This window comes from Leucobacter tardus (assembly GCF_017583045.1).
Classification (GTDB): Bacteria; Actinomycetota; Actinomycetes; order Actinomycetales; family Microbacteriaceae; genus Leucobacter; species Leucobacter tardus.
This window is the reverse complement of sequence record NZ_JAGFBF010000005.1, coordinates 153742-173688: the sequence shown is the minus strand read 5'-3', so window position 1 is coordinate 173688 and position 19947 is coordinate 153742. Positions and strand designations below refer to the sequence as shown.

18 protein-coding genes and 1 tRNA gene are annotated in these 19947 nt (G+C 66.2%); 5 read left to right on the top strand and 14 right to left on the bottom strand.

The features are described from left to right. Window positions 1-900, bottom strand: coding sequence for a LysR family transcriptional regulator (locus J4H85_RS07885; RefSeq protein ID WP_307863522.1), 900 nt, complete (start codon window positions 898-900; stop codon window positions 1-3). Window positions 901-1020: 120 nt separating this feature from the next. Between J4H85_RS07885 and J4H85_RS07880 the strand changes: the two genes are divergently transcribed. Genes J4H85_RS07880 through J4H85_RS07870 form a run of 3 tightly spaced genes read left to right on the top strand, consistent with a single transcriptional unit; the run spans window position 1021 to window position 5390 of the window. Beyond that, window positions 1021-2118 carry a PrpF domain-containing protein gene (locus tag J4H85_RS07880; RefSeq protein ID WP_208238507.1) on the top strand — a complete coding sequence of 366 codons (1098 nt, stop codon included), beginning with the start codon at window positions 1021-1023 and terminating at the stop codon, window positions 2116-2118. Next, complete coding sequence (locus tag J4H85_RS07875; RefSeq protein ID WP_307863521.1) at window positions 2115-3239, top strand: tripartite tricarboxylate transporter substrate-binding protein; 1125 nt, start codon at window positions 2115-2117, stop codon at window positions 3237-3239. Before J4H85_RS07880 ends, J4H85_RS07875 begins: the two co-directional genes overlap by 4 nt. A 12-nt stretch (window positions 3240-3251) precedes the next feature. Continuing rightward, a complete protein-coding gene (locus tag J4H85_RS07870; RefSeq protein WP_208238505.1) occupies window positions 3252-5390 on the top strand; it encodes a tripartite tricarboxylate transporter permease in 2139 nt (712 codons plus the stop codon). Window positions 5391-5874: 484 nt separating this feature from the next. Here the strand turns inward: J4H85_RS07870 and J4H85_RS07865 are convergent. From J4H85_RS07865 to J4H85_RS07815, 11 genes are all read right to left on the bottom strand, one after another. Beyond that, window positions 5875-5950: transfer RNA gene (locus J4H85_RS07865), tRNA-Ala, on the bottom strand. A gap of 35 nt (window positions 5951-5985) precedes the next feature. Beyond that, window positions 5986-6393, bottom strand: a complete 408-nt coding sequence (rsfS, locus tag J4H85_RS07860; protein WP_307863520.1) for a ribosome silencing factor — start codon at window positions 6391-6393, stop codon at window positions 5986-5988. A gap of 34 nt (window positions 6394-6427) precedes the next feature. After that, window positions 6428-8119: a prolipoprotein diacylglyceryl transferase gene (locus J4H85_RS07855; protein ID WP_208238503.1), complete on the bottom strand. Its 1692-nt coding sequence runs from the start codon at window positions 8117-8119 to the stop codon at window positions 6428-6430. Between the two features lie 2 nt (window positions 8120-8121). Next, window positions 8122-8739, bottom strand: coding sequence for a nicotinate-nucleotide adenylyltransferase (gene nadD / locus J4H85_RS07850; RefSeq protein ID WP_208238500.1), 618 nt, complete (start codon window positions 8737-8739; stop codon window positions 8122-8124). Then, window positions 8723-8935: a hypothetical protein gene (locus tag J4H85_RS07845; RefSeq protein WP_208238498.1), complete on the bottom strand. Its 213-nt coding sequence runs from the start codon at window positions 8933-8935 to the stop codon at window positions 8723-8725. Before J4H85_RS07845 ends, nadD begins: the two co-directional genes overlap by 17 nt. A gap of 61 nt (window positions 8936-8996) precedes the next feature. After that, the gene (locus J4H85_RS07840) at window positions 8997-10247 is read right to left on the bottom strand and encodes a glutamate-5-semialdehyde dehydrogenase (RefSeq protein ID WP_208238495.1); all 1251 of its coding nucleotides are present in this window, start codon (window positions 10245-10247) and stop codon (window positions 8997-8999) included. 10 nt (window positions 10248-10257) lie between these two features. Beyond that, a complete protein-coding gene (proB, locus tag J4H85_RS07835) occupies window positions 10258-11028 on the bottom strand; it encodes a glutamate 5-kinase (RefSeq protein WP_208238493.1) in 771 nt (256 codons plus the stop codon). Continuing rightward, window positions 11025-12530 (bottom strand): GTPase ObgE, encoded by a 1506-nt coding sequence (gene obgE / locus J4H85_RS07830; protein WP_208238491.1) that lies wholly within the window; start codon window positions 12528-12530, stop codon window positions 11025-11027. The genes proB and obgE overlap by 4 nt, the downstream gene beginning before the upstream one ends. A gap of 85 nt (window positions 12531-12615) precedes the next feature. Further along, a complete protein-coding gene (rpmA, locus tag J4H85_RS07825) occupies window positions 12616-12870 on the bottom strand; it encodes a 50S ribosomal protein L27 (protein ID WP_208238489.1) in 255 nt (84 codons plus the stop codon). A gap of 25 nt (window positions 12871-12895) precedes the next feature. After that, on the bottom strand, window positions 12896-13204 hold the full coding sequence (gene rplU, locus J4H85_RS07820) for a 50S ribosomal protein L21 (protein ID WP_208238487.1): 309 nt from the start codon (window positions 13202-13204) through the stop codon (window positions 12896-12898). Window positions 13205-13385: 181 nt separating this feature from the next. Continuing rightward, a complete protein-coding gene (locus J4H85_RS07815; RefSeq protein ID WP_208238485.1) occupies window positions 13386-16022 on the bottom strand; it encodes an Rne/Rng family ribonuclease in 2637 nt (878 codons plus the stop codon). A gap of 290 nt (window positions 16023-16312) precedes the next feature. On the opposite strand from J4H85_RS07815, the gene J4H85_RS07810 reads away from it, so the two are divergent. Next, window positions 16313-16924: a vitamin K epoxide reductase family protein gene (locus tag J4H85_RS07810; protein WP_208238483.1), complete on the top strand. Its 612-nt coding sequence runs from the start codon at window positions 16313-16315 to the stop codon at window positions 16922-16924. On the opposite strand, the gene coaE is transcribed toward J4H85_RS07810, so the two are convergent. After that, window positions 16921-17541, bottom strand: coding sequence for a dephospho-CoA kinase (gene coaE, locus J4H85_RS07805; RefSeq protein ID WP_208238481.1), 621 nt, complete (start codon window positions 17539-17541; stop codon window positions 16921-16923). The two genes, J4H85_RS07810 and coaE, sit on opposite strands and share 4 nt — an antisense overlap. A gap of 69 nt (window positions 17542-17610) precedes the next feature. Between coaE and J4H85_RS07800 the strand changes: the two genes are divergently transcribed. Further along, on the top strand, window positions 17611-18225 hold the full coding sequence (locus tag J4H85_RS07800; RefSeq protein ID WP_208238480.1) for a DUF4126 domain-containing protein: 615 nt from the start codon (window positions 17611-17613) through the stop codon (window positions 18223-18225). 96 nt (window positions 18226-18321) lie between these two features. Here J4H85_RS07800 and rpsA read toward each other — a convergent pair whose 3' ends face one another. After that, window positions 18322-19788, bottom strand: a complete 1467-nt coding sequence (gene rpsA / locus J4H85_RS07795) for a 30S ribosomal protein S1 (RefSeq protein ID WP_208238479.1) — start codon at window positions 19786-19788, stop codon at window positions 18322-18324. Between the last annotated feature and the right edge of the window lie 159 nt (window positions 19789-19947).

The window sequence follows — 19947 nt, the reverse complement described above, 5'->3', positions numbered from 1 at the left end:
TCACCGCAGCGAGGTCGCCACGCCCCGCAACGTGTCGAGCATCGACGCCTCCCCTGGCGAAGAGATCGCCTGGCTCCGCGTGACGGCGAGAATCCGACGGGACGGCACCTCGTGCGCGAGTGGCAGTACACGCACGCCGGGCACGCGATTCGTCACCGCGAGCTGAGGTGCGAGCGCGACTCCGAGCCCCACCCCAACCATCGACTGCGCCTCCTGGTAGTCGTTGGCGCGGAAAGCAATCCGGGGCGTGAATCCGGCACGGCGCGCGCTTCGGTTCAACACCTCGACCACAGGGTGATCCGACTCGCGCACGACCCACTCCTGACCCTCGAGCTCTGAGAATCTGACTCGGCGCCTTCGGGCGAGTCTGTGGTCGTTCGCCACGACCAGCATGGTCGGGTCGTCGAGCAGGTGCGTCACCTCGAGTTCATCATCGACGAAGCGATCCCATTCGTAATCCCACAGGAGGGTGACGTCGTCGGCGCCCGCGCGCAGGCGCTGCACGAGCGTGTCGAATCGGGCACTGTGCACGGTCAGCCGCACACCGGGGTGCTGCTCTTTGAACGCACGCACGGCGAGCGGAAGGAGCGAGCTGCCCACCGTCGGGAACGTACCGACGCGCAAATGGCCCTGCCGCAGACCGGCGACGGCATCGAGATCGGCCTGAGCGGCGTGCAGCTGATCACGGATGCGGCACGCGTGCCGGTACAGCACGAGACCTGCATCGGTCGGACTGACCCCGCGCGGCAGACGTGCGAGCAGCGGTTGGCCGACTTCCCGCTCGAGTCGTCGCACCTGCTGGGACACCGCAGATGGCGTGTAGGAGAGCGCTTCGGCCGCACCTGATATCGAACCTCGGTCGAGAATCTCGACGAGCAGCATCAACCGTCGGACATCCACCGGCCACCCCCTTCGAGCATGAAGCAATACTACAGGGGGCTCCATATATTGCAGCTAGTGCTTCTAGCAGCGCCGCCCCACGATGGAGGCTGACCTACTCAATCAAGGAGGAATGAGACAATGCAGGGGCAAGAGATAATGGCGTCTTGGATGCGAGGGGGCACGAGTAAATGCTGGGTCTTCGATCACCGCGATCTGCGGCAGAGCGGAGTACCGGTCGACGAACTTCTGCTGCGACTGTTTGGCAGCCCGGACCCGCGACAGGTCGACGGAGTCGGTGGCGGAACATCTACCACCAGCAAAGCCGTGCTCGTTGCACCTTCCAATGAAGTCGGGGTCGACGTGGACTACACCTTCGCGCAGGTCGGCGTCGATGTACCTGTTGTCGACTGGGGCAGCAACTGCGGCAACTGTTCGTCGGTCGTGGGGCGCTACGCGGTGGGCCGTGGTTGGATCGAACCGACCGGAGCAACCACGTCCGTCCGCGTGCGGAACACGAATACTGGACAACTCATCGTTCTCGATGTCGACACGAGCGACTCCGGTCCGCAGCTCGCAGAGATTCCGGGCGTCCCCTTTCCGGGCGAGTCGGTACGCATGTGGTTCGTGGACCCGGCTGGCCGGACCACCGGCAGACTCCTGCCGACGGGGAACACCCGCGACCGTCTCGAAACGCCGAGCGGCGCGATCGAGGTGTCGATGCTCGATGCCGGTGCACCCGTCGTGATCGTCGATGCGCGCGACGTCGGACTCTCCGGAACCGAGACGCCCGCAGAGATTGACTCCGAAGCCGCTCGGCTCACTCATCTCGATGAGATTCGTCGGGCCGGAGCAGTAGCGATGGGCATGGCGGCTTCACCCGCGGTCGCGGCGCGCGCCGTGCCGAAACTCGCGATTGTCTCGGGCACCGACGATGGCCGGGGGCTTCAGGTGCGGATGCTCTCGATGGGCAAAGTGCACCCCGCACTGGCGATCACCGGCAGTGTCGCGATCACCCTTGCTGCGGCAACGACGGGCACCATCGCTGCCGACCTCGTCGATTTCGACGGTCAGCGATTGCAGCTCGAGACGCCTGCGGGAACACTCGAGACCACGCTGGGGCAGTATCAGTCGCGCACTGCAGTGGCGGTGACGCGCACCATGCGCGCACTCGCCGAGGCACGTCTGACCGTGGGCGCGGCAATCGGCGCTCCCGAGTTCGCGGGGGTGGCCTCGTGAGGGGGCGAAGCGGTTCACCCCGCACCACCATCGTGATGGGGTCGTTCACGGTCCTCGCCGTCGCGGCAGCTTTCCTCGGCGGCTCGCCGTTCAGCGCCGCCGCAGACACCACCGATGGCGACTTCTCTGGTGAGACCCTCGAAGTGATGATTCCCTTGGCCGAAGGCGGTGGCACCGACACCTGGGCGCGATTCATCGGGCAAGAACTCGCTCCGCGTGTCACCGGTGGCCCCGGGTTCTCTCCCGTGAACGAACCTGGCGGTGAGGGCATCACCGGATCCAATCAGTTCGCGCGAACGGCACCGGATAACGGCACACACCTGTTGGTATCCACGGCGACGAATGTGGTCCCCTGGGTCCTCGGGCGCGGAGAGGTCAACTATGACTTCGCTGAAATGACCCCGGTCGTCGTCAACGGAACCGGCGGCGCGATCTACGCGCGCACGGCCGCCGACGTCGAAACCGTCGAGGACCTCGTACATCGTGATGAACCGCTCACGTTCGGCGGAATCAGCGCGACCGGCCTGGACCTCACAACGCTCGTCGCCTTCGACGTGCTCGGTGTGCAGCAGCGCTCGATCTTCGGTTTTGAAGGGCGTGGCCCGGTGAACCTCGCACTGCAGCGTGGTGAGGTCGACCTCGACTACCAGACCACCTCGGCGTGGGAGGCGGCGGTCGGTCCGCTCCTGCGCGACGAAACCGCCGTGCCGCTCGTGTCGTTCGGACAGTTGGACGAGAACGGCGAAGTGGTGCGGGACGAGAACTTCCCGGACCTCCCGACCGTCGGCGAAGCCTACGAAATACTCTACGGGGAGCCACCGAGCGGGCCCGCCTGGGAGGCATACACCTCGCTCCTCGGGATCACTTACACATACCAGAAGGGACTGTGGGTGCCGGGTGAGACCCCGGAAGGGGCAGCCGAGTCGCTGCGGCACGCTGCAGAAGACCTCTCTCATGATGAGGACTTCACCGCGCGCGCTGCGGAGGCACTCGGAGGGTATCCGCTCGAGGCCGACAGCGACGTGCGCGAGCGCGTCGCTGAAGCGTACTCCATCGATCCCTCAGTCCGTGGATACATCACCTCCCTGCTCGGGGACTCATACGACGTCAGTCTCGGTTAGGGGGTAGCGCTCATGATGGAATCCGCTCTTGCAGCACTCGCGTCGCTCGCCGACCCCTCAATGCTGCTCATGCTGCTCGCCGGTGTCCTCGCCGGCCTCGTCATCGGTTTGATCCCCGGACTCGGCGGAACCGCCGCCATGGCGATCCTGCTGCCGCTGACGTTCGGAATGGAACCGGCGGCCGCGCTCGCGATGCTGATCGGGGCGCTTGCGGTCGTGCACACCTCCGACACCGTCGCCACCGTTTTGCTCGGAGCACCAGGCTCCGCCTCGGCGAGCGTCACCCTGCTCGACGGATACCCGATGGCGCGAGCCGGTAAGGCGAAGCGTGCGCTCAGTCTCGCGTTCCTCTCGTCGATGGTCGGCGGGGTGATCGGCGCCATCGGTCTGACGATCGCGATTCCGGTAGTTCGGCCCCTGGTGCTTTCTTTCGGGAGTCCCGAGCTGTTCATGCTCACCGTTCTCGGCATCTCGATGGCCGCCGTACTTTCTCGCGGCAACGCCGTAAAGGGGCTCGTCGCCGCAGCGCTCGGCCTGTTGCTCGGCATGATCGGCACCGCGCCGACGACTGCCGAGTACCGCTTCACCTTCGGGTCGCTGCAGTTGACGGACGGGCTCTCCCTCGTCGCGGTGGCCCTCGGCGCCTTCGGTCTCGCCGAGATCGCATCGCGTGCCGGGCGCACCCGGGCGGTGGAATCACCCGTATCTCTGCAGGGCGGTTGGCTCGAGGGCATCCGTGAGTGGCTCACGCACTGGACCCACGTGATCCGCGGATCCCTCGTCGGCATCTGGGCGGGAATCCTGCCGGGCATCGGCGCGACGGCAGGCACCTGGCTCTCCTACGGCCAGGCGGTCGCCACCGCTAAGGACAAGGAGAAATTCGGGAAGGGCGACCCGCGCGGCGTGGTCGCCCCGGAGAGCGCGAACAGTTCGATCGCTGCCGGCGACCTCATTCCGACTCTCATGTTCGGGATCCCGGGCAGCGTACCCGCAGCCATGCTGCTCGGCATGCTGCTCACCAACGGGATCCAGGCGGGACCGTCGATCGTGACCGACCACCTCGACTTGATGTACCTCATCATCTGGTCGTTCGCGATCGCCAGCGTCGTCGGTGCGCTCCTGTGCTTCGTGAGCACCAAACCGCTCGCGAAGATTACGAAGGTCTCGTTCACGGTGCTGGGCCCCGGACTGTTGGCGATTATGCTGCTCGGCGCGTACCAGGGATCCCTGCAGGTCGGCGATCTGTGGATCATGCTCGTGCTCGGTGCGCTGGGCTGGCTCCTGAAAGGCACGGGCTTCCCCCGCGCGCCGTTCCTGATCGGCTTTGTACTCGCCGTCCCGCTCGAGCGGTACTACTTCTTGACCGATCAGGTCTACACACCCGCCGAGTGGTTGACCCGCCCGTACGTGCTGGTCTTCATCGGGATCCTCGCGATTCCCGCGGTTCTGGCCATCGTCCGACGGTTCCGTCAGCGCCCCGACACGGCACTGCCGCAGCGACCGAGCGCCGGCGCTGAGGCGGATGGCCCGCTCGCGGACTCCGTCTGGTCACTCACGACCGCGGTCGGTCTGCTCGTGGTGTTCGCCGTCGCCTGGGTGCTCGCCCAGTCGTTCTCAGCCGAAGGCGGACTCGTTCCCCAGCTTGTTGCCGGGGTCGGCACGGTGCTGGCCGTCATCCTCGTGTTCCGCGAGTGGCGAGGGGGCTCCTTCGCTCCCCCGCGTCCGGACCGCGATCCGGACTGGGTCTCCCCCGAAGCACCCGACGGCATCGACGCCGCAGCGAGTGACACGCCGGCTTCGTCGTCGCCAAACACGCTGGCCTCGACGGGTGGCACCCGAGTCGCGGCAACGCAGGTGCTCGCCCCCTCCGATGTCAAGGAGTCGCCGAGCAGCGCTCGTCGATGGCCGATGCTGACACCGATGGTACGCGCATCAGGTCGCACCTTCGTCTGGATGACGGCGTTCGTGATCCTCGTCACGTTCTTCGGCTACGTCCCGGCACTGCTGGTGTTCTTGCCAGCGTTCCTGCTGTTCGTCGCACGAACGAGGCCGAAGACCGCGACGATCTACACGGCAGTCATGGTCACGGTGATCGCGGTCACGCCGATCTTCCTGCCGATCCACCTGCCGGGCGGCATGCTCGTGGGGTGAGTCGTCATGCGCAGCGACGCGGGGCCGTGGAGACGTTCAAGTCTCCACGGCCCCGCGTCGTCCGACATCGATGACGATTCGGATCGCGTCTTGCGTCGCGATGAACGCCTCGATTCGACGCGCACTACGCCGACGCAATCCCGAAGGATCTTTCCCGGAGCGTACAACAACACCTCGAAGCAAAGCCGGCGCGCCTCATACTTGAACGAGCGAAGACCGGGACTGACTTTGCCGCTGTCTAGCAGGAGCTCAAAAAGGCATAGGAGCGTCTGAGAGACGACCATGCCGTCTACGAGCACGCCGAAGAACAGCAGCACGGCCAGATCAACCAGCAAGTCTTCCCTGGGGTTCTCCTGGGTTCTGAGGTCGCTCAGATCCGGGTCGAACTCAACGAACCGCACACTACAGCGAGAAACCGAGCCGGAAACGACTGAAGCCGCCCTTCTGAGCGGCTTCAGTAATTCGAACTTTCACAGAAACGATTTGGTGGATCTGAGGGGACTCGAACCCCTGACCCCCTGCATGCCATGCAGGTGCGCTACCAGCTGCGCCACAGACCCGTGGAAGTCGGACGAATTCTCCCCCGACAACTCCTCTACTTTACACCGGATGACGGGGTCGATTGCAAATCGGACGGTGCGTCCCAGATCCCGGGCATGTCGATCGTCGGGCAGTCGCTCCAGAGCCGTTCGAGCTGGTAGTAGTCCCGATCTTCCTGATGGAAGACGTGTACGATGAGGTCTCCGAAATCGAGCAGCACCCACCGCCCGCCCTCACGGCCTTCGCGCCGGACGGTACGGGTGCCGTGCTCGTTCAGCGCATCCTCGACAGCGTCGCCGATCGCCTGAACGTTCCGTTCGACCGCGCCGCTCACCACGAGGAACACATCGGCGAGGCCGAACTGCTCCGTCACCTCGAGGGCAACCGGTCCGGTCGCACCCTTGTCGGCTGCCGCTCGCGCAGCGATCTGCAGTTCGGACAGCACCTCTCGGGTTTCCGTCACTGGGTTCCTTTCGATTCGTCGGTCGCGGTCCGGACTATCCGAACACTCCAGTCGTGAAGCCCCACACTGCGATACCGCCGACGACCAGGATCAAGCCCCCGCCGGTTAGCGACAGCACCAGCGGAAGCTTGCTCTTCTCTTTGCCAGCGGTCGAGAACATGGGCGCTCCAGTGGCGCTCGACGCGCTCACCGCGCGTCGCGCCGAGATCGGTCCCGTCGCATGCTCCGATCCGCCGTGCGATCGCTCGGCACCCATCTCATCGACCGGATCGAGTTCGATGGAGTCGTGAATGGACGCGTGCCCTCCGGTCTCACCGATCGACTTGGGAACATCGATCGAACCGGTGATGTACAACTCGCCCGTCCCACCGATCGGACCGGCGAGTCCGCCGTCCTCCGGCATGTCGGGCAGAATCAGCGCTGCCGAATTCGTGCCTCCGGCACGACCGTCCTGCACCACCGCACGCGCGATCAAGTCGTCGAAGCCCGAGTCCTTGCCGGTCGCGGAGCGTGCATCGTTGCCCCGAGCCGCGCGGGAATCCTCGTCGAAGACGGAGCGCCACTCTTCCGGTGGCGCGATGTCAGGGAAGGAGTACGGAGCTTTTCCGGTCTCCTCGCCGACAGGAGTCGCCGCGTCGGCCGGACCCTCCGTCGGCACCTCCGCGGGAGGCGCCACCACGCCAGGGCGCGCCGACTTCGGGGCCGCGCTCTTCGGAGCGCTCTGAAGAACCGCGCTCTTCGGAGCGCTCTGAGGAACCGCGCTCTTCGGCGCCGACGCCACCGCCTCGCCAGCGGCGGCGTCCTTCCGCGTTGACGCACCGGCCGTGTCATCCTGCGCAGAAGCGTCGGCGGGCGTCTCGTCGACGGGCTCTGGATCCTGAGCATCGAGGAGCCGCGTCTCAGCGGGCACCTCAGCGGCAGCATCACCGGGCGCATCCGAGTCGGTGTCGACGAGCGCTGTCTCGATGAGCACCGTCTCGGTGCCGTCGTCTTCGCTCTGCGTCTCGATCAACCGCGTTTCGATGATCTCGGCTTCGACCGTTTCGGTCGCCTGATCTCTCCCGGTACCCGCGAGAGCGTCATCGAACGACAGCGGCTCAGCGGGAGGCGCGTCCTGCACCGGGGGCGCGTCGGCGAGGAACGGCTCGTCGGTGGCATCTTCATCCGCGACCGGCTCCGCGTCCTCCGACGGCTCGGACACCTCATGAACTGCCGCCGCTTCCGCAGGCACGTCCTGCTCAGCGCTGTCCGCAGATTCGACATCGATCTCGGGGCCGTCGGACGCCTCACCCTGCTCGGCCTCGCGGATATCCGCCAGACTGAAGGCTTCCGTCGGCGCCTCACCGGCGTCGCTCGGCGCACCGGTCTCGACGGGCGGGTCGTCGACGGCCGAAGCCTCGGAGTCTTCCGGCTCGGCTTCGGCCAGCGCTGCTTCGCGCTCGCGCAGCGCCTGCTCCCGCAACTCGCGCAGCTCACGGCGCGTCCGGGGATTGCCGTTCTCGTCGAACGGCGAGATCTCGATCTCGCCCATCTCCGCGCTCGACGCCTCTGGGCTCCAACTGGAGGAAGACGCAAGGGCGTCGACCTCACCGGTCGCTTCAGCCACCGTCGACTCCGTCGTCTCGGCACCCGCTTCAGGGGTCTCCTCACGCGTCGCCTCTGCCGCCTGATCACGCAGACGCCGTTCGCGCCGCGTCAAGGGGCGATCCGGCTCGTTCTCAGTCATTCTCAGTCGCTCCCGTCGGTGTATAACCCGTGCTTCGCAATGTACTGCACTACTCCATCCGGCACCAGGTACCACACCGGGTAACCGCGAGCCACTCGGCTGCGGCAGTCCGTCGAAGAGATCGCGAGTGCCGGGACCTCGAGCAGACTCACTCGATCTCCCGAAAACCCCGATCGCGACAGTTCATGACCCGGGCGCGAGACGGCGATGAAGTGCGCGAGGTCCCAGAACTGGTCCACGTCCTTCCACCCCAGGATCTGTTCGACCGCATCCGCACCCGAGATGAAGAAGAGTTCAGCGTCCGGCAATTGCGCACGGAGGTCTCGGAGCGTATCGACCGTGTACGTCGGACCAGCTCGATCGATGTCCACACGACTCACCTTGAAGCTGGGGTTCGAGGCGGTCGCGATGACGGTCATCAGGTAGCGATGCTCGCTCTGCGAGACGTTCTGCTTCTGCCACGGCTGCCCGGTCGGCACGAAGATGACCTCATCGAGGTCGTAACTCCGCGCGACCTCACTCGCCGCGACCAGGTGACCGTGGTGGATCGGATCGAACGTTCCGCCCATCACCCCGATGCGCGGCTTCGCCGACGCCGGTCGATCAGTGCTGGCGAGCATCACCGTGTTCGCGAGCGTATGCCGCCGCCTTCTCGGCGTGACGGTTGGCGACGTCGCGGAAGCTGAACGTCACTGCGGCCAGGGTGGTGAACCCGACGAGCGCAATCACGCCGAACAGCGGAGCCGGAAAGGGCAGCTCGTTGACGATGTGATGACCGCCCTCTGCGGCGGCAGCGATCGTTGCGAGAAGTGACATGTGAATCCCCAGCGTTCAGAACGGTCGATGGACGTAGTGCATCCAGTCTAGCGGTCCGGCTTCACCGAACCTGACCACTGCCGCGCACCAGCCACTTCGTGCTGGTGAGCTCCGGCAGGCCCATCGGCCCGCGGGCGTGCAACTTCTGCGTCGAAATGCCGACTTCGGCTCCGAAGCCGAACTCGCCGCCGTCGGTGAAACGAGTCGACGCATTGACCATGACGACGGCGGAGTCGACCTCGGCGAGGAAGCGTTCCGCGTTCGCATAATCCTGCGTCACGATCGACTCCGTGTGCCGGGTCGAATAGCGGTCGATATGGGCGATCGCGTCATCCAGCGAGTCGACGATCCGGACACCCATTTCGAGGGCGTGATGCTCCGTCGCCCACAGATCGTCGCCGGCCTCGCCGATCTCACGCACCAGGGTGCGTGAACGGTCATCACCCTGCAGGACGACGTCCCGCTCGAGCAGCGCGCGAGAGATCGCGGGAAGCATCCGGGCAGCAGCGTCGCGATGCACGAGGAGGGTTTCCGCAGCGTTGCAGACGCTCGGGCGATGCGTCTTCGAATTCCGCACGATATCGACGGCCATCGTCTCATCGGCGGTCGCATCGACGAACACGTGCACGATGCCCGAGCCCGTTTCGATGACCGGAACCGTCGATTCCTGCACCACCGTCGAGATGAGCCCGGCGCTGCCGCGTGGGATCAGCACGTCCACGTAACCGCGGGCCCGCATCAATCGCCCGGCACCGTCGCGCCCGAAGTCGTCGATCGTTTGAATCGCGTCGCCCGAGAGACCGGCTTCGCTGACCGCCCGTTGGATCAGCGCGACGAGCGCCCGGTTCGACTGCTCGGCAGCGCTGCCGCCGCGCAAGACCGCACCGTTGCCGCTCTTCAACGCGAGCGCAGCGATGTCGACGGTCACGTTCGGGCGCGCCTCGTAGATCGCGCCGACGACGCCGAACGGGACGCGCACCTGATTGATGCGGATCCCATTGGCAAGGGTGCTCCCCCGCACGATCTCTCCGACCGGATCCGGCAGAACGATGATCTCTCTCACCGCCTGCGCCAGACCGCGCAGACGGTCGGCATCCAGACGCAGTCGATCGAGCAGACCGTCGCCGATGCCGTTGACGCGACCGTTCTCGAGGTCGCGTGCGTTCGCCTCGACGAGCTCGGGACTGTGCGACTCGATCGCGAGCGCGACGCTCTCGAGCGCTGCATTCTTTCGCACCGTCGGTGCATTCGCGAGCGTGCGCGCGCCGGAGCGTGCGAGTTCGAGACGGCTGAGGAACGGATCCTGGGTCATACCGTTCAGCTTAGTCCGCCGCGGCGAATCTCGTCCCGTGGTCGGCGCCGTCGAGTACCGCGGCCAGCAGTCGCGTCTCGGTGAGCAGTACGCGCGTGCCCGCCTCGGTGGCGAGCCGCGCGGCCTGCACCTTCGTACGGGCGCCGCCGGTCCCCCACCCCGACTGCGCCTCTCCGATCTCGATACCGACGAGGTCGTCGCCGTACGCCACATCGCTGATGCGCTCAGCTCCGGGCTCGCTCGGGGGCGCGGTATACAGAGCATCCACGTCGGAGAGCAGGATCAACTGATCCGCCCCGATCAGACGAGCCACGAGTGCCGCCAGCCGGTCGTTGTCGCCGAACCGGATCTCGTGCGTCGCGACGGTATCGTTCTCGTTGATGATCGGAAGAGTGCCGAGGTGCAACAGACGGTCGAGGGCTCGCTTCGCGTTATCGCGGTGCGTCGGGTTCTCAAGATCGTGCGCGGTCAGCAGCACCTGGCCCGCGATGATCTCGTGGCTCGTCAGTGCGCGCTGGTACCGATTCACCAAGATGTTCTGTCCGACCGCTGCAGCGGCCTGCTGGGTGGCCAAATCCTCGGGTCGTTCATCGAGCCGCAGGAACGGCACACCCGTGGCGATCGCGCCGCTCGACACCAGGACCACCTCGGCACCGCCGCGGTGCAGCCGCGCCAAGGAGTCGACGAGCGTCGGGATGCGGTGCGCGTTGTCTCCGCTGACCGACGAGGATCCGACCTTGACGACGACGCGGCGCGCACCGAGCAGATCGGACGCGGTCACTGTTCGCTCTCCCAGAGTCCCGCCTCGCGCTCGCGCTCCAGTTCCTCGCGGGCCTCGCTCTTGGCGTCCATCCGGTCGTGATAGGTGCTCCGACGCTCATGGTTCGTGCGTCGATCGTTCTGGTCGACCCTGAGGTCGCTCCCCCGAGCACCCATCTGCACCTCCGCAGCGCTCGTCACGGTCGGCTCCCAGTCGAACACCACACCGGAACCCGGGCCGATCACGACCGTCGAGCCGGCGACGGCGCCCTTTTTCACGAGCGCATCTTCGACCCCGAGCTTCTGCAGGCGGTCGGCGAGATACCCGACGGCCTCATCATTGGTGAAGTCGGTCTGCGCGACCCAGCGCTCGGGCTTGGCGCCGAGAATCCGGAAGATCGTGCCGTAGGTGCCGCCCTCGGTGACCACGCGGTATCCCGATTCGTCGACGGCTTTCGGACGCAGCACGATGCGCTCGTGCGTCTGCTCGGACTCAAGGCGGTGAGCGCGCTCGGCCTCCACGATCTCGGCCAGGGCGAAGCTCAGTTCTCGCAGTCCGGCGTGCGCGACCGCGGAGATCTCGAAGACGCGGTACCCCTGAGCCTCGAGATCGCCTCGGACGAACTCGGCGAGTTCACGCGCTTCGGGCACGTCGGTCTTGTTCAGCGCCACCAGCTGCGGCCGCTCGAGCAGCGGCGTCTGCCCCTCGGGGACGGCATACGCGCCGAGCTCGCGCTTCACGACCTCGAGATCGGAGAGCGGATCGCGACCGGGCTCGAGCGTCGCGCAGTCCAGCACGTGCAGCAAAGCGGCACAGCGCTCGACGTGGCGGAGGAAGTCGAGTCCGAGGCCTTTCCCATCGCTTGCCCCCTCGATCAGTCCAGGCACATCTGCGACGGTGAACCGATGTTCTCCCGCCTGCACGACGCCGAGATTCGGGTGCAGCGTAGTGAAGGGATAGTCGGCGATCTTCGGCTTCGCCGCGCTGAGTGCGGCGATCAAACTCGACTTCCCCGCCGAGGGGAACCCGACGAGTGCGACATCGGCGATCGTCTTGAGCTCGAGCGATACGGTTCCCGACCAGCCTTCGATACCGAGCAACGCGAAACCCGGTGCCTTGCGCTTCGCGCTGGCGAGTGCCGCGTTGCCGAGACCTCCCTGACCGCCGGCGGCCGCGATGAAGCGGGTGCCGGGGTCGCTGAGGTCGGCCAGCGTTTCGCCCTCGGCGCTCTTCACCACGGTACCGACCGGAACCGACAGTTCGAGATCGGCGCCCTTCGTGCCCGAGCGGTTGTCGCCCATGCCGAAGCCACCGTGCTCGGCGATCCGGTGCGGGCGACGATGGTAATCGAGCAGTGTCGTCACCTGAGTGTCGGCGACCAGTACCACGTCGCCGCCGTGCCCGCCGTTGCCGCCGTCCGGGCCCGCAAGTGGCTTGAACTTCTCGCGCTTCGTCGAGACGCAGCCGTTGCCACCGTGCCCGGCCTGCAGGTGCAACTGCACCTGATCCACGAACGTCACCATGCGTTACCGACCCCTGTCTGTGATGTGAATGCCCCTAGATACGGCAAAAGGCGAGCCGAAGCCCGCCTTGCCGTTGATGCGCGAGTTACGCGGCGTCGACCACGTTAACGACCTTCCGGCCGCCCTTCGCACCGAACTCGACCGAGCCGGCGGCCAGAGCGAACAGCGTGTCGTCTCCGCCACGGCCCACGTTCGCACCGGGGTGGAACTTGGTGCCGCGCTGACGAACGAGGATCTCGCCCGCGTTCACGGCCTGACCCGCGTAGCGCTTCACACCGAGACGGTTCGCGTTCGAATCGCGACCGTTGCGGGTTGAGCTGACGCCCTTCTTTGATGCCATGAGTCTGTCTCCTCCGTTGTGCGGGTTACTTGATGCCGGTGACCTTGATGCGGGTCTGATCCTGGCGGTGACCCTGGCGGGACTTGTACCCGGTCTTGTTCTTGTAACGCTGGATCACGATCTTCGGACCGCGCGTGTCGTTGAGCACCTCAGCGGTGACCTTGACCTTCGCGAGCGATTCGGCGTCGCTCGTCACGCTGTCGCCGTCGACGAGCAGCACGGCCGGGAGCTCCACCGTGTTGCCGCTGTCGCCCGCAATACGGTTGACCGTGAGGATCGAACCGACCTCAACCTTCTCCTGCCGGCCGCTTGCGCGCACTACTGCGTAAACCACTTGTCACCCTTTTCCTGAGGTATCGTCAAAACTGCCGGTCGCGAAGCTCTCGCGACCCCTGCATCGAGGCAGGAGATCAGTCGCCTGCCGAGCCGCCACTCACAAAGAGTGGCACCAACGGTCAATATTATCTCGACAAGCCCCGCACGGTCAAATGGACCGGCCAGCGTGTCTCGATTCTCTATCGCTCGTTGGCCTGCTTGCGGAACATGCTCTCATCCAGCGCATCCGCGAGCGCCCGTCGAGCCGCCTCGGAACCTGAGGCCGGCTGCTCGGCATCCCCGCTCACCGACGGCGCCTCACTCCCGGATTCGGCCTCATCCGCGGATGTTCCGCTGTGACCGGGCACTGCGTCCTGAGGACCGTCGGTCCGAGTGGTCGGAACCGACACCCGACGACTCCGACCGCGGCCGCGTGAGGGCGCGGGCGGCTCGGGAAGCGCTTCGAGAATCGAATCGAGCAGCCCGAGCGAGCCGCCCGATGTCTCTCGCGGCGTCGCGTGTGCGTCCTGCTGCGCAGGGGCCTCGTCACGATCCCGACGCTCAGCGGATGCGGATCGCGAGAGGTGGTCGCTCTGCGCGGTGCTCGCGCGATCGGCACCCTGGCCATCGCGCCCCGTCCGACGCGCTTCCCCGCGGTTCGACCCGGCGCCGCGGGCGTCCGCGAGTTCCGCTTCGCGCGGACCTGCGCCGGCATCCGCCCGCGACTCGCCGCCATCGCCCGCACGCGGGCCGGACGCATCGATGGCCTCACCGGCCTGTTTCGCCGCCTGCAGCGTCGATGCGGCGACCTGGGCGAGCATGTTCTTCGCCCCATCGCTGATGGCGTGGGCCTGACTGTGCTGGTGCTGCTGCTGATTCTGCGGCGACTTGGCGTTGTTCTGCCGCTTGCCCCCGCGCGACCCGTTGCCGCCACTGTTCCGCGACTTCGACACCGGCTCGTGATGCACGATGATCCCGCGCCCAGCGCAGGTCTCGCAGGACTCGCTGAACGACTCCAGCAGCCCCAGTCCGAGCTTCTTGCGCGTCATCTGGACGAGTCCGAGCGAGGTGACCTCGGCGACCTGGTGCTTCGTGCGATCTCGACCGAGGCACTCGACCAGACGGCGCAGCACCAGATCACGGTTCGACTCGAGGACCATGTCGATGAAGTCGATCACGATGATACCGCCGACGTCGCGGAGGCGCAGCTGGCGGACGATCTCCTCCGCAGCCTCGAGGTTGTTCTTTGTCACCGTCTCCTCGAGATTTCCCCCCGAGCCGACGAACTTGCCCGTGTTCACGTCGATCACCGTCATCGCCTCGGTGCGATCGATGACGAGCGACCCACCGGACGGGAGCCAGACCTTGCGATCGAGCGCCTTGGCGATCTGCTCCGTCACCCGGTACTCGTCGAAGACATCGCGATCCGCGGAATACCGCTCCACACGCTCGAGCAGATCGGGAGCGACCTGCGCCAGGTACTCCTCGATCACCGCGTAAGTCTCCTCACCCGAGATCACGAGTCGATGGAAGTCCTCGTTGAAGACATCGCGAATGATCTTGATGAGCATGTCGGGCTCCGAATGCAGGAGCGCGGGACCGCCGCCCTTCTCGGTCCGCTTCTGGATCGACTCCCACTGACGCGCGAGCCGCTGCACGTCGTGGGTGAGCTGCTCCTCCGTGGCGCCCTCGGCCGCGGTGCGCACGATCACGCCCGCACCCGTCGGGAGGACCTCCTTCAGGATCTTCTTGAGCCGCGCCCGCTCGGTGTCGGGCAGCTTCCGGGAGATCCCGTTCATCGCGCCGCCGGGCACGTACACCAGGAATCGTCCCGGGAGGGAGATCTGACTCGTCAGTCGAGCACCCTTGTGTCCGACGGGATCCTTCGTCACCTGCACGAGGACCGGGTCGCCGGGCTTGAGTGCGTTCTCGATCTTGCGGGCGGTGTTGCCGCCCTCGAACTCGGACCAGTCGACTTCACCCGAGTAGAGCACGGCATTGCGACCGCGCCCGATGTCGACGAACGCCGCCTCCATGCTCGGGAGAACGTTCTGCACACGACCGAGGTAGACGTTGCCGATCAGCGATGATTCGCTGGAGCGTGCGACATAGTGCTCGACGAGCACGCGGTCTTCGAGCACGCCGATCTGGATGCGATCGGGTGTCGCCCGCACCACCATCTCGCGATCGACCGCCTCGCGCCGCGCCAAGAACTCGGACTCGGTGATGACCATCCGTCGTCGTCCGGCATCGCGCCCGTCGCGACGGCGCTGCTTCTTCGCCTCGAGGCGCGTGGATCCCTTCACCTTCTGCGGTTCGGTCACGACGGGGGCTGGGGCCTGCGGCTGCGGCGATTGACGCTTCTTGCGGGCGTCACCGTCCACACCCTCGGCGCCCCGACGTCGATTGCGACGGCGCGACGAACCCTCTTCGCGGTCGTCGTCGTCATCGCGTGAGTCCCGGGCGGGACCGCTGTCCCCGCCGCGCATTTCGCGATCGAGGAGATCGTCGAGCTCGCGCAACTCGCTCCGTCGCGGGCGCGGTGCGATCGGGGGCACATCGGGTGCCAGAAAGACGAGCTTCGTGGTGGCCTTGAACTTCTCGGCCGCCGTGAGCTCGCGCGGGGGTTCGGGGGCCGATTCGGCGTCGTCGGGCGAGCTGTCGGTATGTTCTGCGGCGGGCGACGAATCCGACGTCGCAGACGCGTCGGCCTCCGTGGTCGGCGCCTCGGAACCCGATGCGGCGGTGACTGCGGAACCGGTCACTGCGAACTCGGTCTCGGTGCTGGTCTCGGTGACCTCCGGGGTCTCTCCTGTGCTGTGTGCTTCATTCACCATCGCTGGTGTGCTCCTCAGTACCCGAGCGACCTCGCGGTGCGTTCGGGGAATCTTCTCGTGCGGCTACGCCGCGAATCCTGTGCTCCATGGAGCTCGTGCTCCACGGTCGGTCGTTCTTCGACCGGCGACCGCCGTCGGGGCGGTCCAAACCTCTGAGCGTTCCGCTGATGAGTGCGGTTCGCCGGATTCATTATGTCACGACTCGACCGGAATGCTGATGAACGCATGTCTGGAAGCCTCGAACACGTGGCCTCATGCAACGCGCAGCAGGACTGGGTACGATGCGACACATGACGTTCGATTCCGTGCGCCCCCGGAGACCGGTCGGCTTCGCGATTCTCACCATCGTCCTCGGAGCGATCGGGTGGTTCGCCGCCTTCGAACTGCTCACGGAGTACATGAAAACGCTGAGCAATCCCGACTATGCGCCGAACTGCAACATCAGCATCCTCGTCACCTGCGGCCCGAACATGGACTCGTGGCAGGGATCGCTCCTCGGATTCAGCAATACGATCATCGGCGTCAGCGCCTTCATCGCGCCCATCGCGGTGGGCGTGGCTCTGCTCGCCGGTGCGACATTCGACCGGTGGTTCTGGATCGCCTACCGGGTCGGACTCGCGCTCGGCTTCGTGTTCATCCTCTGGCTCGCGTACCAGAGCGTCTTCTCGCTCGGAACGCTCTGCCCCTGGTGCATAGTGGTCTGGTCGGTGATGACACCGCTCTTCTGGTTCAGCGCGTTCCGGCCCGAGGGCGTCGGTGACGTGCGCCTCGGCGACACCGCAGCGCGCCGGTTCGGCGAACTGCATTCCTGGGCCTGGGTCTTCGTGGTTGTGACGTTCATCGTGATCGCCGCAGTCGCGCAGTTCCGTCTCGACTGGATCGCCGAGTTCACGCGTCCCTAAGTGTCGCGCTGAGCGATCCGACCGTCACGCAGGTCGACCCACAGCGCGTCGACTGCATCGAGCGTCTGCGCCTCGGTACCGCCCGTGTCGATGACGACATCGGCGACGGCGCGACGTTCGGCGTTCGACGCCTGACTCGCGAGTCTGCGATCTGCGTCGTCGGCTGACAAGCCGCGCAACCTGATGAGGCGCTCGCGTCGCACCGCATCTTCGGCCTCGGCAACGACGACGAGATCCCACGGTAGCGTCGCTTCGCTCTCCACGAGGAGTGGGATCTCGTACACGATGACCGCGTGCGGGTCGGCCGCGAGAACGGCGTCGATCCGCTGCTGTGCGAGACGACGGACCTCGGGGTGGACGATAGCGTTGAGCCGGTCGAGATCACCGGCATCCCCGAAGACCCGGGCGCCGAGCGCCGCGCGGTCGAGCGCACCAGCGTCCGTGACGAGGTCGGCTCCGAACGCCTCGACGATCCGCGCGAGCCCCGGGCTGCCGGGCTCGACGGCGTCGCGCGCGAGCTGATCGGCATCGATCCTCGTCGCTCCGTGCGCTTCGAGGCGGCGCCCGATCGTCGATTTGCCCGCCGCGATACCTCCGGTCAGTCCGATGAGTGGCATGGAACGACTCTACCGCTCCCCCTGCCGCGCTGCGTCGTTCGTAGACTGGGGGCCATCGGGAGGAGTCTCATGGTCGAAGTCATCGCCGGGGTCGTGCTCGCCATCGCCGCGGGCCTGAACGCCTACATTCCACTGCTCGGCGTCGCGCTGCTCGCCCGCTTCACCCCGCTCATCACGCTGCCCGAGAACTGGACCTGGCTCGAACTGGACTGGGTGATGTGGGTGCTGGGCGGTCTGCTCGCCCTGGAGGTGCTGGTCGACAAGTTCCCCGTGCTGGACACGGTGAACGACGTGCTCCAGACACTGGTGCGCCCGGCGTCGGGGGGCATGGTCTTCTCGATCGGAGTATCGAGCGAGACCGCCGCGGTGACGGACCCGCAGGCGATGCTGACCTCGGAAGGGCTCTGGCCGTTCCTGATCGGCATCGGCGTCGCACTGATTCCGCATGTGTTGAAGGCAATCGTGCGTCCTGTGGTCAACGTGGTGACGGGCGGCGCCGGTGCGGCGGTCACGAGTGCTGCGGAGGATATCGGCGCGGTGGCGCTCACGGTGCTCGCTCTCGTTGCTCCCGTTGCCGCGCTCGTCGGCGCCGTCATCGTCCTCATACTGCTGGTGCGCCGCCTGCGACGGGCGATCCGACGGCGTCGGGAGGCGCGAGCCGGCCGGTCTCTTCCGGCAGCCTGATCGCGTCCATGCGGACGCATCGAGTTTCTCCCAGGACGACCGCAGGCCCGGTCCCGACTGAACGGGACCGGGCCTGCGGTACAGACTGCTCGCGGGTTAGTTGCCCTCGAGCTGCGCCTTCAGAGCGGCAAGCGCCTCGTCGTCCGCGAGAGCGCCGGCGGAAGCCGCGTCGCTCGCGAAGCTGGAGTTGCTCGACGAAGACGACGAGGACTCCTGCTTCGGAGCAGCGATCTCTTCGTTGAGGGAAGCGGCGACCTGCGCCTTGTGGGCCTCCCAACGCTCCTGGGCAGCAGCGTACTCCTGCTCCCACTTCTCGCGCTGCGACTCGAAGCCTTCCTTCCACTCCTGAGTCTCGGGATCGAAGCCCTCGGGGTACTTGTACTCGCCGTTCTCGTCGTACTCGGTCGTCATGCCGTAGAGCGCCGGGTCGAACTCGGTGCCCTCGGGATCCACGCCCTCGTTCGCCTGCTTCAGGCTGAGCGAGATGCGACGGCGATCGAGATCGATGTCGATGATCTTGACGAACACCTTCTGGCCGGCCTGAACGACCTGCTCAGCGAGCTCGACGTGCTGACCGGAGAGCTCGGAGATGTGCACGAGGCCCTCGATACCGTCCGCGACCCGCACGAACGCACCGAACGGAACCAGCTTGGTGACGACACCCGGTGCGATCTGACCGATCGCGTGCGTGCGGGCGAAGACCTGCCACGGGTCCTCCTGCGTCGCCTTCAGCGACAGCGAGACGCGCTCGCGGTCCATCTCGACGGACAGCACCTCGACGGTGACCTCCTGGCCCACCTCGACCACGTCGGAGGCGTGCTCGATGTGCTTCCAGCTGAGCTCGGAGACGTGCACGAGGCCGTCGACCCCGCCCAGGTCGACGAACGCACCGAAGTTGACGATCGACGAGATGACGCCCTTGCGCACCTGACCGGGCTTGAGCTCGGCGAGGAACGAGGAACGGGTCGCGGACTGCGTCTCTTCGAGCAGCGCGCGACGCGAGAGCACCACGTTGTTGCGGTTCTTGTCGAGCTCGAGGATCTTGGCCTCGATCTCCTGACCCAGGTACGGGGTGAGGTCGCGGACGCGACGGAGCTCGATGAGCGATGCGGGCAGGAAGCCGCGGAGCCCGATGTCGACGATGAGGCCGCCCTTGACGACCTCGATGACGGTGCCGGTGACAACGCCGTCGTTCTCCTTGATGCGCTCCACATCGCCCCACGCGCGCTCGTACTGCGCACGCTTCTTCGAGAGGATCAGGCGACCCTCCTTGTCCTCCTTCTGGAGAACGAGCGCCTCGACGGAGTCGCCCACCTGCACGACCTCGTCGGGGTTCACGTCATGCTTGATCGACAGCTCACGCGAGGGGATCACGCCCTCGGTCTTGTACCCCACGTCGAGGAGCACCTCGTCGCGGTCGATCTTGACTACGGTGCCTTCGATGAGGTCACCGTCGTTGAAGAACTTGAGCGTCTTCTCGACCGCGGCAAGGAAGTCGTCGGCAGAGCCGATATCGTTGATCGCGACCTGCTTATTTGCCTTTTCGGTCGTTGCGTTCGTCATGTAATTGGTCTCCAGAATGGACATGGAATCGGGCGACCCCCGGATGGGTACCGGTCGGCCGCGCTCGGACAGAGTTGTATCGCCACAGTAGCGACGCCCCAGCTTACCCCGCAACTCGCCCGGTTTCAAGCAGCCTGTGCGCCGAAGCGAGTCGCGATC